At 72.5% G+C, this 13,143-nt stretch carries 12 protein-coding genes; 8 read left to right on the top strand and 4 right to left on the bottom strand.

The genetic code is table 11. The annotated features are described in order from the left end of the window. Positions 1–391: hypothetical protein (locus ACTS11_RS05325; protein WP_442639302.1), on the top strand; the 391-nt coding region annotated here is incomplete at its 5' end. A gap of 71 nt (positions 392–462) precedes the next feature. After that, positions 463–1,530: a glycosyltransferase family 4 protein gene (locus tag ACTS11_RS05330; RefSeq protein WP_442639303.1), complete on the top strand. Its 1,068-nt coding sequence runs from the start codon at positions 463–465 to the stop codon at positions 1,528–1,530. A 3-nt stretch (positions 1,531–1,533) separates the two neighbouring features. Here ACTS11_RS05330 and ACTS11_RS05335 read toward each other — a convergent pair whose 3' ends face one another. From ACTS11_RS05335 to hemE, 4 genes are all read right to left on the bottom strand, one after another. Next, entirely contained in the window at positions 1,534–2,151 is a 618-nt protein-coding gene (locus ACTS11_RS05335; protein WP_442639304.1) for a fused DSP-PTPase phosphatase/NAD kinase-like protein, read from the bottom strand. A 55-nt stretch (positions 2,152–2,206) separates the two neighbouring features. Then, on the bottom strand, positions 2,207–4,039 hold the full coding sequence (locus tag ACTS11_RS05340; RefSeq protein ID WP_442639305.1) for an ABC transporter ATP-binding protein: 1,833 nt from the start codon (positions 4,037–4,039) through the stop codon (positions 2,207–2,209). A 100-nt stretch (positions 4,040–4,139) separates the two neighbouring features. Beyond that, positions 4,140–5,321 (bottom strand): NAD(P)/FAD-dependent oxidoreductase, encoded by a 1,182-nt coding sequence (locus ACTS11_RS05345; RefSeq protein WP_442639306.1) that lies wholly within the window; start codon positions 5,319–5,321, stop codon positions 4,140–4,142. A gap of 161 nt (positions 5,322–5,482) precedes the next feature. Beyond that, the gene (gene hemE, locus ACTS11_RS05350; RefSeq protein WP_442639307.1) at positions 5,483–6,529 is read right to left on the bottom strand and encodes a uroporphyrinogen decarboxylase; all 1,047 of its coding nucleotides are present in this window, start codon (positions 6,527–6,529) and stop codon (positions 5,483–5,485) included. A 105-nt stretch (positions 6,530–6,634) separates the two neighbouring features. On the opposite strand from hemE, the gene hemC reads away from it, so the two are divergent. From hemC to ACTS11_RS05380, 6 genes are all read left to right on the top strand, one after another. Beyond that, the gene (gene hemC / locus ACTS11_RS05355) at positions 6,635–7,597 is read left to right on the top strand and encodes a hydroxymethylbilane synthase (protein WP_442639308.1); all 963 of its coding nucleotides are present in this window, start codon (positions 6,635–6,637) and stop codon (positions 7,595–7,597) included. 139 nt (positions 7,598–7,736) lie between these two features. Further along, positions 7,737–8,309 carry a dTDP-4-dehydrorhamnose 3,5-epimerase gene (gene rfbC / locus ACTS11_RS05360; protein WP_442639309.1) on the top strand — a complete coding sequence of 191 codons (573 nt, stop codon included), beginning with the start codon at positions 7,737–7,739 and terminating at the stop codon, positions 8,307–8,309. Continuing rightward, positions 8,306–9,346 (top strand): dTDP-glucose 4,6-dehydratase, encoded by a 1,041-nt coding sequence (gene rfbB, locus ACTS11_RS05365; RefSeq protein WP_442639310.1) that lies wholly within the window; start codon positions 8,306–8,308, stop codon positions 9,344–9,346. The genes rfbC and rfbB overlap by 4 nt, the downstream gene beginning before the upstream one ends. A 5-nt stretch (positions 9,347–9,351) precedes the next feature. Continuing rightward, positions 9,352–10,212, top strand: a complete 861-nt coding sequence (gene rfbD, locus ACTS11_RS05370) for a dTDP-4-dehydrorhamnose reductase (protein WP_442639311.1) — start codon at positions 9,352–9,354, stop codon at positions 10,210–10,212. Beyond that, on the top strand, positions 10,209–11,078 hold the full coding sequence (gene rfbA, locus ACTS11_RS05375) for a glucose-1-phosphate thymidylyltransferase RfbA (protein ID WP_442639312.1): 870 nt from the start codon (positions 10,209–10,211) through the stop codon (positions 11,076–11,078). The genes rfbD and rfbA overlap by 4 nt, the downstream gene beginning before the upstream one ends. 51 nt (positions 11,079–11,129) lie before the next feature. Then, positions 11,130–13,143, top strand: a 2,014-nt coding sequence (locus ACTS11_RS05380) for a glycosyltransferase family 2 protein (RefSeq protein WP_442639313.1), incomplete at its 3' end; no start/stop codon positions are given.

Here is a 13,143-nt window from a genome sequence, read left to right on the forward strand (position 1 = left end):
GGGACGCGCGCTCCGGCGGATGCATTCCCGCCACGTCGGCGGCGGGGCCTACATCCTGTCGCGGAAGGGGGCCGAACTGGCGCTCGGCTGGTGCGGGCGAATTCGCGTGCCGGTCGATCATTTCCTCTTCAACGACACGCTTTCACCGGTGATGCAGGGCCTTCGTCCCGTGATCGTCGTGCCCGGCATGGCGACGCAGCGCCGTTACGCCTACGACAGCGACACCGCCTCCCACAACCGGGCGGCAATGCCGAAGGGCTGGCGGCGGCGGCTCATCACCCTGCAACGGGGCGGCTTCGAGTTGCGGCGCCTGCCGCGGCAGGTGCTCGACCTCGCCACGGGCCGCGCCTCGCTGGTCGAGGTCGCCTTCGCCGAGACCCCCTCGGGATGAGCGTTGAGACCGGACAGCGGGACCGCGCGGCGGCGACTGGATCCGGGGAGGCGCCGCACGGGGCGATCCCGATGCCGCCGGCCGCGGAGATCGAGGTCATCGTCCCGAACTTCAAGCGGCGGCTCTCGGGCGTCACGGCGACCATCGTGCGCCTCGTGCCCATCCAGGCGGGCCGCGTTCCGCTGGCGACCCTCGGCCCCGGCCTGCCGCAGGGCTTTCCGAACCTCGGGCTCGGGGGCCTCCTCCGCCTCCCCCGGTGCCGTCCGGGCGGCCTGCCCCGCGTCTGGCACGCGCGCCGCAACACCGAGATGATCGGCGGTCTCCTCGCCCGGCACATCCTGCGCAAGCGCCTGAAGCTCGTCTTCACCTCCGCCTCGCAGCGCAAGCACACCTGGCTCACGCGGTCCCTGATCCGCCGGATGGACGCCGTGATCGCCACGTCCGGGCGCACGGCGGAGTATCTCGAGCGGCCCGCAACGGTGATCCTGCACGGCATCGACACGACGCGCTTCCGCCCGGCGGAGGGTGAGGAGCGGCGCGCCCTACGCCAGTCCCTCGGCTTGCCGCCCGACGGTCTCCTCGTCGGCTGCTACGGCCGCATCCGCGCACAGAAGGGTACCGACGTGTTCGTGGACGCGATGCTGCGCCTCCTGCCCGAGCGGCCGGGGATGGCGGCCCTCGTCATGGGGCGCGCGACGGCGAAGCACGAAGCGTTTCTCGAGGAGCTCCGTGCGAAGGTCGCGGCGGCAGGCCTGTCCAACCGGCTCCTCTTCCTGCCCGAGGTTCCGGTGGACGCCATGGCCGAGCGCTACCGTGTCCTCGACCTCTTCGTCGCGCCGCAGCGGTGGGAGGGGTTCGGCCTCACCCCGCTCGAGGCGATGTCCTGCGGCGTTCCCGTCGTCGCCACCACGGTCGGCGCCTTTCCCGAACTGGTCGCGGACGGCCGCACCGGCGCGCTGGTTCCGCCCGGCGATGCCGCTGCCATGGCGGAGGCCTGCGCGCAGCTGCTCGACGATCCGGCGGGCCTCGCGGAGGCGGCGCGCCAGGCGCGCGACCATGTCCTCGGCGGCTTCCGGATCGAGGACGAGGCCGAGGCCATCATCCGGGTCTATCGCAGCCTGCTCGACGGCGCGCGCTGACGCCTATCCAGTCGCCTCACGGGCTAGCGCCTCGGGGTCGTAGACCTCGCGCACCCAGCGCTCGAAGGGGATGCCGGTCGCGTCGTAATCCCGGCCGTAGGCGTCGAGCATCCGGTGGACGAGCCCTGCCTTGCCGATGCCCAGATGCCCATAGCTCCAGTGCAGGCTGCGCCGGGCCTTCTCCAGCGGCTCGCCCCGGATCACGTGGCGGTAGAGCGTGACGGCGAGGCCGGTGCGGTCCGCCCCCGACTTGCAATGCACCAGCATCGGCTTCGGCATGTCGCGGTAGTGGCCGAGCAGCTCGAGCAGGACCTCCGCGGAGGGCAACCTGACCGTCCTGAGCTGGATGAAGCGCAGCTCGAGCCCCAGCCGTGCGCAGGCCTCGCGTTCGCGCGCGTTGGGCGTGGCGTCCGGGTCGCCGCGCAGCGACAGGACCGACCGGACCCCGAGGCGCTTCGCCCTCTCCAGCCTGCGGAAACCCGGATGGCTCGAGCGGTAGAGATCGTCGTCGACCTTGTAAAAGTTGGGGATCACCGCACGGACGAGCGCATGGTCCGCGACCCAGTAGCGGTAGGTGGGCCACCACCAGGCCCCGCGTGCTCTCTGGCGCAAGCGCTCCACGTCCGATCGTCTCCCATCGCCGTCCGGGCCCGTTACACGGCGCCGTCCCGTGCGTCTAGGGGCCCGCCCCCTGCAAGGCGTTCATCCTCGCATAGGCTCCGCCGAGCGCGACCAGTGCCTCGTGCCGCCCCTCCTCGACCACGCGGCCCGCCTCCATGACCACGATCCTGTCCGCGGCGCGGATCGTCGAGAGCCTGTGCGCGATCACCAGCGTCGTCCGGCCCTTCGACAGCCGCTCGAGCGCCTCCTGCACCAGTTGCTCGGACCGCGAGTCCAGCGCCGAGGTCGGTTCGTCGAGAAGCAGGATGGGCGCGGCCTTCAGCATGGCGCGCGCGATGGTGACGCGCTGGCGCTGCCCGCCCGAGAGGGCCGAGCCGCGCGGGCCCACGGGCGTGTCGAGGCCGAGGGGCAGGGCGTCGGCGAATTCGAGGACCGAGGCGTTGCGCGCGGCCTCGCGCACCTCCTCGTCGGTGGCGTCCATGCGCCCCATCCGGATGTTGGCGGCGATGGTCTCGTCGAAGAGCGCGCTTTCCTGGCTGACGACGGCGATGCCCGAGCGCAGCGCCTCCAGCCCGATCTCGCCGATCGGGACGCCGCCCACGCGGATCGCGCCAGCCTCCGCGTCGCCGAGGCGGGTGAGGAGCGTGAAGACGGTGGTTTTCCCCGCGCCCGAGGGACCCACCAGCGCCGTCGTCCGCCCCGCCTCCGCCGTGAAGGACAGCCCGCGCAGGACCGGCGCCTCGCCGTAGCCGAATTCCACCTCCTCGAAGCGGATGTCGCCCGAGGGCATCGGCTTCGGCGCGGCGGGCCGCGGGATCGTCGGCTGCGCGTCGAAGACGGCGTAGATCCGCTCGACCGAGGCGAGGCTCGCCTGGACCTGCCCCGCCACGTTCGACAGCCGCCGGAGCGGCTCGAACATCAGGCCGAGCGCGGTGAAGAAGGACATGAACTCGCCGATGGTCTTCTCGCCCGAGATGATCTGCTGGCCGCCGAACCACAGGACCGCGATGAAGCCGATGGCGGCGATCAGGTCCATCGTGGCGGGGTTCGCGGCGAGGCCCGCCTGCGCCCGGAGCGAGGGCCGCAGGAACCGCTTCAGCTCGCGCTCGAAACGCTTGTCCTCGTGCGTCTCGAGCCGGTTCAGCTTGATCGTCTGCATGCCGTGGAAGATCTCGTCCAGCCGCGTCGAGAGCCGCGCGGCCGCCGACCTCGCGTCGAGCGAGGTCGCACGGATCAGCCGGTGGATCAGGTAGAGCGGCACCACGAGGAGCGGGATGCCGATGAGCGCCGTCAGCGTCCAGACCCAGTCCGTCGCCAGCATCACCACGAGAAGCGAGATCAGCGTGACCGAGTCGCGCCCGAGCGACATGAGGGCCGTCGTGGCGAGCGACTGGAGCGCCGTGGCGTCGCCCCGCACCCGCTCGAGCAGCGCGCCGGGCGCGTTGTCCTGGAAGAAGCGCAGGTCGAGGTCCAGCATGTGGCGCACCAGCATCGCCTGGAGCCGCGTCGTGACCTTGAGGCCGACCGACACCACGATCAGTCGCTGCGTGAAGCTCGCCACCGCGCGCAGCACGAAGAGCCCGGCGATCAGCGCGCCGACCCAGATCACGCCGTCGAAGGAGCCGTCCTGGAAGAGCCCGTCGAAGAGCGGGCGCACCAGCCAGGCGAAGGCGCCGAGCGCCGCGCCCTCGATCGTCATGAAGCCCACGGCCACCAGCAGCGCGGGAACGTGGCCCCGGACATGCTCGCGCCAGACGCGCCGCAGGAGCGTGCCCTGCGCGGCCGCCGTGCCCGCACCGGGGCGCGGCGCGTCGAGCGACTGCCGCGCCGTCATCGGGACCGGCGCGACGGATCGGGACGCGACCGCGCCCGGCGGCGGCTGGAACATGGGTCGCTCAAGGCAACTCCCGCGGTGGCCGTTCTTCGTCCGCCGGTGCTACGCCATGACGGGGGGCCAGACAAGCCGGACGCGGCGGAAGAGGGGGCGCTCAGGCCGCCTCCACCGCGCGGACCGTCCGGAAGTCGCAGCCGTAGCCCTCGCCGGCGAGCTCCGCCCCCGTCGCCGCCAGCGCGCCGAGCCGCCCCAGTTCGTCGGCGCATTTCGCCCCGGCGCCGTTGCCGCCGGTCACGAGCGTCAGGGTCTCGTCCAGCCGCTCGACATAGGGCGCGCCCGTCGCCGTGAAGGCGACCGCGCAGGCGCCCGTCGAGGTGCGTGCCATCGGCAGGTCCGGCATCAGCCGCGCGAGCTGGCCGAGGAGGGTCCGGCCCGCCTCCGCGCTCCCCGCGCCCCGGAACCAGGCGGTCATCCCCGCCGCATCGGTCAGACGCGGGCTTTCGACCTCGCCGCCGATCTTCAGGAGCCAGCGCCCGTCCGGGTAGCGGATCGGCGGAAGGAGGTAGAGGTCGTGCGCCTGCCCCTCGGGCACGAAGATCAGCGTCGGCATCCCCGAAAGCGCCGCGGCCTCGTCCCCGCGCACCTCCACGAAGGCGACGGTGCGGGCGTAGACAAGCAGCGCCGGCCGGAAGGGGAGGAGGGCGTCCATCCCCGCATAGCCGCCCGTCGCCACCACGACATGGCCCGCGGCGACGGCTCCGCCGGAGCCGAGCGTCACGGACCCGCCCGCCCGCGCAACCGCCGCCTCCCGGATCACCTCCGCGCCCGCCGCCATGGCCAGCGCCTCCTCCGCCCGGCGCATGGCGCGGGGGTCGATCCAGCCGCCCGCCGGATCCCAGGCCGCGCGGGTGCCCTCGGCGAAGCGGAACATCGGGAAACGGGCCGCCAGCGCCGCCCCCTCCAGCCGGTCGTGCGGAATCCCCTCCGCCGCGGCGACCGAGAGGAACGCGTCGCCGAACCCCGCGCCCGGCCCCTCCGAGGGCGCCGCCATCATGCCGCCGCAGGCCGTGTAGAAGCCGATGCCCGACCGCGCCTCGAGATCGCGGTAGCGCGCGATCGACCGCGCCGAAAGGCGCGACCAGTCGGCGTCATGCGCGATGATCCGCGTGATACGTCCCGCGTCGTGATGGCTCGCGAAGGGCCCCCCGAAGCGCGCGGGCTCGGCGGGCTCGTCGGGTCCGACCAGCGCCACGGAATGCCCGGCCTCCGCGAGGTGGCGCGCGCAGGCGGTCCCCATGAGGCCGCGGCCGATCACGGCGACATCCACCGTCTTCACGGGGATGCCCTCATGCCGGATGCCCCGCCCGGCCGGACCCGCGCGCCGTGCGTATTTTCAGGAAAGATGAAGAGGCGGGCGCGGTGCGGACCGGCTCCCCCTGTCTCGCGGAACCTGCCTTTCATCTTTCTGCAAATACGCACTTCGGCGCTGTCCCAGGGTCAGCCGCGGATCGTCTCCAGGAGGAGATGCACGTTCTCGGGGTCCGCCTCGGGCGTGATGCCGTGGCCGAGATTGAAGATGTGCGGCCCGTGCTTCAGCGCGTCGACGATGCGGCGCGTCTCGTCCACCAGCGCCTGGCCGCCCGTGACCATGTGCTTCGGGTCGAGGTTGCCCTGGACGCAGCTGTCGGGCTGGAGATGCTCGGCCGCCCAGGCCGGATCGACCTTCGTGTCGATGGCGAGCCCGTCGGCGCCCACCGCCTTGGCGAAGCCCACGTAGTTCTCGCCCGCCTCGCGCGGGAAGGCGATGACCGGCAGGCCGGGGTGGCGGCGCTTCAGCTCGGCCGTGATCCGCTTCGCGGGCTCCAGCGCGAAGGCGCGGAACGCCTCGCCCTCGAGCGAGCCCGCCCAGCTGTCGAAGATCTTCACGACCTCCGCGCCGGCTTTCACCTGCATGTCGAGGTATTCGATCGTGGCCTCGGTCAGGAGATCGATCAGCGCGCCGAAGGTCGCGGGGTCCTCCTGCCGGAGCTTGTGGGCCGGGCCCTGGTCGGGCGTGCCGCGGCCCGCGATCATGTAGGTCGCGACCGTCCAGGGCGCCCCGGCGAAGCCGATCAGCGTCGTCTCCTCCGGCAGGTCGCGCGCCAGGATGCGCACGGTCTCGTAGACCGGGGCGAGGTGGTCGTGGATGTCGTCCTTGCCCTTGAGCTTCGCCAGCCCCTCGGGCCCGGTGATCGTGGACAGGCGCGGCCCCTCGCCGGTGACGAACCAGAGGTCCGCGCCGAGCGCGTCGGGGATGAGCAGGATGTCGGCGAAGAGGATCGCGGCGTCGAAGCCGTAGCGGCGGATCGGCTGGAGCGTCACCTCGGCCGCGAGGTCCGAATTGTAGCAGAGCGACAGGAAGTCGCCCGCCTGCGAGCGCGTCGCGCGGTATTCCGGCAGGTAGCGCCCCGCCTGCCGCATCAGCCAGACCGGCGGGACCTCCATCGCCTCGCCCGCCAGCGAGCGCAGCAGTTTCTTACGGGCGGCCCGGGGCGCGTCAAACATGGGAATTGTCCTTCGGTCGTTTGCGCGACAGGAATTGTGCGCGCGGCCGAGTCTGTCAACCCGAGGGCGATTGTCAAGCAAAGTTGACAGGTATACAGAGGTGACATGACGACCGATCTTCCGACCCCCGCCAAGCCCCTTCGCATCGGAACCCGCGGCTCGCCGCTTGCGCTCGCGCAGGCGCACGAGACGCGCGCGCGCCTGATGGCCGCCTTCGACCTGCCGGAGGCGGCCTTCGAGATCGTGGTGATCAAGACCACGGGCGACGATCGCAGCCTGATCGACGCGGACGTGGCGCTGAAGACGCTGGGCGGCAAGGGTCTGTTCACCAAGGAGATCGAGGAGGCCATGCTGGCGGGCGGCATCGACATCGCGGTCCACTCGATGAAGGACATGCCGGTGCTTCAGCCGGGTGGCCTCGTCCTGGATTGCTACCTCCCGCGCGAGGACGTGCGCGACGCCTTCGTCTCGCTCCATCACGACAGCCTCGCGGACCTGCCCACGGGCGCGCGCGTCGGTTCGTCCTCGCTCAGGCGGCGGGCGCAGCTCAAGGCGCGGCGGCCCGATCTCGCGGTGGTCGAGTTCCGCGGCAACGTGCAGACGCGGATGAAGAAGCTCGGCGACGGCGTGGCCGACGCGACCTTCCTCGCCATGGCGGGGCTGCGACGCCTCGGCATGACGGACGTGGTGAAGTCGGCGATCGCGGTCGAGGACGTGCTGCCCGCCGTGGCGCAGGGCGCCATCGGGATCGAGCGGCGGGGCGACGACTTGCGCGCGGCCGAGATGCTCGAGGCGATCCACCACGGACCGACGGGCCAGCGCCTCGCAGCCGAGCGCGCCTTCCTCGCGGGGCTCGACGGGTCCTGCGAGACGCCCATCGCGGGGCTGGCGGAGCTCGACGGCGGCACGCTGCGCATGCGCGGCGAGATCCTGCGCCCCGACGGCTCGGAGGTTCTGAACGACGACCGGAGCGCGCCCGTCGAGGACGGCGCGAAGCTCGGCGCCGAGATGGCGCGCGACCTGCGCAAGCGGGCAGGCGAGGGCTTCTTCGACTGGATCGCGGCCTGAAGCCGCCCGGGGCGGTCCCGCTCCGGAATTGCCGCGAACATGCCACGGCCCTGCCTTGTGGCCTATGCATGTGCGTGTCATGGTCCCGCGGACCCTGTGACCTTAGCCATTTCGAGCCCCGGAGCGGACGTTTCTTCCGATGCATGTTGAACAGACCGGCATTCCCGGGCTTCTCGTCCTGACGCCCGCCCGCTACGGCGATGCCCGCGGCTTCTTCTCGGAGACCTGGAACCGGGCGCGGCTGGCCGAGCACGGGATCGACGTGGACTTCGTGCAGGACAACCACTCGATCTCGGAGCGTCCCGGCACCGTCCGGGGCCTGCATTTCCAGGCGCCGCCCCATGCCCAGGCCAAGCTCGTGCGCTGCGGGCGCGGGCGGCTCTTCGACGTGGCGGTGGACATACGGCGCGGCTCGCCGACCTACGGGCGCTGGTTCGGCGTGGACCTGAGCTTCGAGAACGGCCGGCAGCTCATGATCCCGGCGGGCTTCGCCCACGGGTTCGCCACGCGCGAACCGGATACCGAGATCGTCTACAAGTGTTCGGACTACTACGCGCCGGCGACCGAGGGCGCGCTGCGCTACGACGATCCGGGCCTCGGGATAGACTGGGGCCTCGGCGGGCTCGAGCCCATCCTGTCCGAGAAGGACGCGGCGGCGGGCCTCCTCGCCGATCTCGAGAGCCCCTTCACCTACGAGGAGGTCCCGGCATGAAACTGCTGGTCACCGGCGGCGCGGGGTTCATCGGTTCGGCGGTCGTCCGCCTCGCCGTGGCGCGCGGCCATGTGGTCGTCAACGTCGACGCGCTGACCTATGCCGCCTGCCTCGACAACGTGGCGGAGGTAGCGCAGAGCCCGCTCTATGCCTTCGAGCACGCGGACATCCGCGACCGCGAGGCGATGGACCGCATCCTCGCCGCCCATGCGCCCGACGCGATCATGCACCTCGCCGCCGAGAGCCATGTGGACCGCTCCATCGACGGGCCGGGCACCTTCATCGACACGAACGTCACCGGCACCTACACCCTGCTCGAGGCCGCGCGGGCCTGGTGGACGAAGGCCGGCAAGCCCGAGGGCTTCCGCTTCCACCACATCTCCACGGACGAGGTCTTCGGCACGCTGGGCGAGACGGGCCTCTTCACCGAGGAGACGCCCTATGCCCCGAACTCCCCCTATTCGGCGTCGAAGGCGGCCTCCGACCATCTCGTGCGGGCCTGGCACGAGACCTACGGCCTGCCCACGGTGCTGACGAACTGCTCGAACAACTACGGGCCCTTCCACTTCCCCGAGAAGCTGATCCCGGTGGTGATCCTGAACGCGCTCGCGGGCAGGCCCATCCCGGTCTACGGCAAGGGCGAGAACGTGCGCGACTGGCTCTATGTCGAGGACCACGCCGACGCGCTCCTCCTCGTCGTCGAGAAGGGCGAGATCGGGCGGAGCTACAACATCGGCGGCAACAACGAGCGGCGGAACATCGACCTCGTGCGCACGATCTGCGCGCTGCTGGACGAGCGGCGGCCCGACGCCGCGCCGCATGACCGGCTGATCACCTTCGTCGAGGACCGGCCCGGCCACGACCTGCGCTATGCCATCGACGCGAGCCGCATCCGCGACGAGCTCGGCTGGAGCCCCTCCGTCACCGTGGAGGAGGGGCTTGCGCGGACCGTCGACTGGTACCTCGCCAACGAGGACTGGTGGCGCGCGCTCCAGGCCCGCAAGGGCGTGGGCCAACGCCTCGGCAAGGCGGGGTAGGCCCGATGCGCGTCCTCGTCTTCGGCTCGACCGGCCAGGTCGCCACCGAGCTTCGCGGCCATGCGGGCGTGACCGCGCTCGGCCGGGCGGAGGCGGATCTCGCCGATCCCGGTGCCTGCGCCGAGGCGATCCGGGCCCACGCGCCGGACGCCGTCATCAACGCCGCCGCCTACACTTCCGTCGACAAGGCGGAGATGGAGGAGGAACTGGCCACCACGATCAACGGGGCGGCCCCGACCGCCATGGCGCGGGCCTGCGCGGATCTCGGCATCCCCTTCGTCCACATCTCCACCGACTACGTCTTCGACGGATCGGGCGACGCGCCGCGAGCGCCGGATGCCCCGACCGCACCGCTCGGCGCCTACGGCCGCTCGAAGCTGGCGGGGGAGGAGGGCGTGCGCGCGGCGGGTGGGGTCCATGCCATCCTCCGCACCTCCTGGGTGGTCTCGGCGCATGGCGCGAACTTCGTGAAGACGATGCTCCGCGTCGGACCCGAGCGCGGCGGGCTACGCGTCGTGAACGACCAGATCGGCGGGCCGACGCCCGCGCGCGACATCGCGGCGGCCTGCATGACGATCGCCGCGACGCTGGCGCGCGATCCGGCGACCTCCGGCACCTACCATTTCGCGGGCGCGCCCGACACGTCCTGGGCGGGCTTCGCCAAGGCCATCTTCGAGACCGCCGGCCTCGACGTGCCGGTCGAGGAGATCCCGACGACCGAGTATCCACTGCCCGCGCCGCGCCCGCTCAACTCCCGGCTCGACTGCTCGGCCACCGAGGCCGTCTTCGGCATCCCGCGCCCCGACTGGCGCGCGGGGCTTGCCCGGATCCTTTCCGACCTATCCCCGCGAGGCGACGCGACATGACACAGCGCAAGGGCATCATCCTGGCCGGCGGCTCTGGCACGCGGCTCTATCCGATCACGATGGGCCTCTCCAAGCAGCTCCTGCCGATCTACGACAAGCCGATGATCTACTACCCGATCAGCGTCCTGATGCTGGCGGGCATCCGCGAGATCGCGGTCATCACCACGCCCGAGGACCGGGTGCAGTTCATGCGCACCCTCGGCGACGGCAGCCAGTGGGGCCTCAGCTTCACCTATATCGTGCAGCCCTCGCCGGACGGGCTGGCGCAGGCCTATCTCCTCGCGCGCGACTTTCTCGCGGGCGCGCCCTCGGCCATGGTGCTCGGCGACAACATCTTCTTCGGCCACGGCCTGCCCGAGCTGCTCGCCGCCGCGGACCGCTCGACCGCCGGGGGCACCGTCTTCGGCTACCGCGTGGCCGACCCCGAGCGCTACGGCGTGGTCGATTTCGGCCCGCGCGGCGAGGTGCGCGGCATCATCGAGAAGCCCGCCGTCCCGCCCTCGCCCTACGCCGTCACCGGGCTCTACTTCCTCGACGGCAGCGCGCCCGAGCGTGCGGCGCGGGTGCGCCCCTCGGCGCGCGGCGAACTGGAGATCACCTCGCTTCTCGAGAGCTACCTCGTGGACGGGTCGCTCGACGTGCAGAAGATGGGCCGCGGCTTCGCCTGGCTCGACACCGGCACCCACGGCAGCCTTCTCGACGCGGGGAACTTCGTGCGCACCCTGACCGAGCGGCAGGGGATGCAGACAGGCTCGCCCGACGAGATCGCCTACGCGAAGGGCTGGATCACGGCGCAGCAGCTCGAGGATCGTATCGGTTTGTTCACCAAGAACGCCTATGGCGAATACCTGAAGTCCCTGCTCTGAGGCGCGCGCCCTTCCGGCGCGGCGGCCTCAGGGCGCTGCGGGAGGTCCTGGGTGTTCGTGAACAGACTGCGCGCGCTATTTCTTCGCTACGCCTCCCATCATGCCGGGATCGCCTGCGCCGTGGGTCTGCCGCGGCGGGGCCTCCGCCGCCTCGGCCGGGTGGAGCGGGTGGTCCTGACGGGCGAGGGGATCGCGCTCGCCGGATGGGCGCTCGCGCCCGAGATCCGCGTCCGCTGGCCCGGCGGCGCGCGCCACGCCACCCCCGACCGGCCCCGCCCCGACGTGGCGCGGCGCCGCGGCGGCGACGGGAGGACGGGGTTCGAGCTCGTCCTGCCGCGGGACGCGCGGCCGCTCACGCTCGAGGTGACGCTGCCCTCGGGGCGCAGGCGGGTCTGCGCGGTTCCCCATCCCGACGACACACTGGCGCCCGCCGCGCGCCGGCGCATCCTCCGGGCCTTCCTTCGTGATCTCGCCCGCGCGGGGCCGGCCCTCTTCCGCTACGCGCTCAGGCCCGATGCCGCGAGCCGCGCGACGGTCAAGCGCGCCCTCGGCCTCGATACGGCGCCGCCCGTGCCCCGGCTCGATGCGCGCTGGACCCGGGTTGCCGGGCCATCGCACCCGGTCGATCCCGGCGCCTTCACCATCGTGATGCCGGTCCATGACGCCTTCGACATCCTGCGCGAGGCGCTCGACCGGGTGGCGCGGCACACCCGCGGCGACTGGCACATCGTGCTCGTGGACGACGCCTCCCGCGACCCGCGCGTGCGCCCGTTCCTCGCGGACTGGGCCGAAGCCCGGAAGGGGCGTGCGACGCTCCTGACGCTCGAGCGGAACCTCGGTTTCGTCGGCGCCGTCAACTGCGCCCTCGACGTGGCCGAGCGGCGGGAAGGGCCTGTCGTCCTCCTCAACTCCGACGCGCTGGTGCCCGGGGGGTGGGCGGAGCGTCTTCTCGCCCCGCTCGGCGATCCGCGCGTCGCCTCGGTCACGCCCTTCTCCAACGATGCCGAGATCTTCGGCGCCCCCCTGCCCGGGGTGCCGGTCGCGTTGCCGCCGGGCCTCGCCGACCGTCTCGACGCCGTGGCCCGGACGCTGGCGGCGCCCGGCCCGCATCCCGAGGCGCCGACCGGCGTCGGCTTCTGCATGGCGCTCTCGCGGCGCTGGCTCGACTGCGTTCCCCGGCTCGACCCGGCCTTCGGCCGCGGCTACGGCGAGGAGGTCGACTGGTGCCAGAAGGTGCGCCGGATCGGCGGGCGCCACGTCGGCCTGCCCTCCCTCTTCGTCGAGCATCGCGGCGGCGCCAGCTTCGGCGCCGAGAAGGCGGGGCGCGTCCGACTGGCCAACGCGCTGATCGCGCGGCGCCATCCCCGCTACGACGCCCAGGTACAGGCCTTCTACGCGACCGATCCGCTGCGCGCGCCGCGAATGGCGCTGGCCGTCGCGGCGGCGGGCCTCGCCTCGGAGGGGCCGCTGCCGCTCCATCTCGGTCACGCGATGGGCGGCGGGGCGGAGGCCGCGCTGGCCGAGGAGATCCGGGACCGCCTCGCTGCGGGCGGGCAGGCCCTCGTGCTCCGGGTCGGCGGCCCGGCGCGCTTCCGGCTCGAGGTGCATCGGGCCGAGGGCGTGCTTGCCGGCGACATGGAGGACGCCGAGGTCGTCCGCGCGCTCCTCGCGCCGGTGCCCGCGCTCCGGATCGTCTATTCCTGCGGCGTCGGAGACCGCGATCCGGCGGGCCTTCCCGCGGTTCTCCTCTCCCTCCGCCGGAGCGACCGCGACAGGCTCGAGGCGCGACTGCACGACTATTTCCCGATCTCGCCCTCCTATTGCCTGCTCGGGTCGGACGGCCGCTTCCGCGGCGTTTCGGGCGCCGATTGCGAAGATCCGGCCCATGCCGCGCGCCGCCCGCAGGGCCGCGCCGTCCCGCTGGCCGAGTGGCGGCGGGCCTGGGGCGGTTTCCTCGCCGCCTGCGCCGAGATCACGGTTTTCTCCGCCGCCTCGGGCGCGCTTCTGGCGGAGGCCTATCCGGACGTCGCGACGGCGATCCGGCTCAGGCCGCACTCCGCGCGGC

The sequence above is a fragment of the Roseicyclus sp. genome (assembly GCF_052168335.1).
GTDB lineage: Bacteria > Pseudomonadota > Alphaproteobacteria > Rhodobacterales > Rhodobacteraceae > Roseibacterium.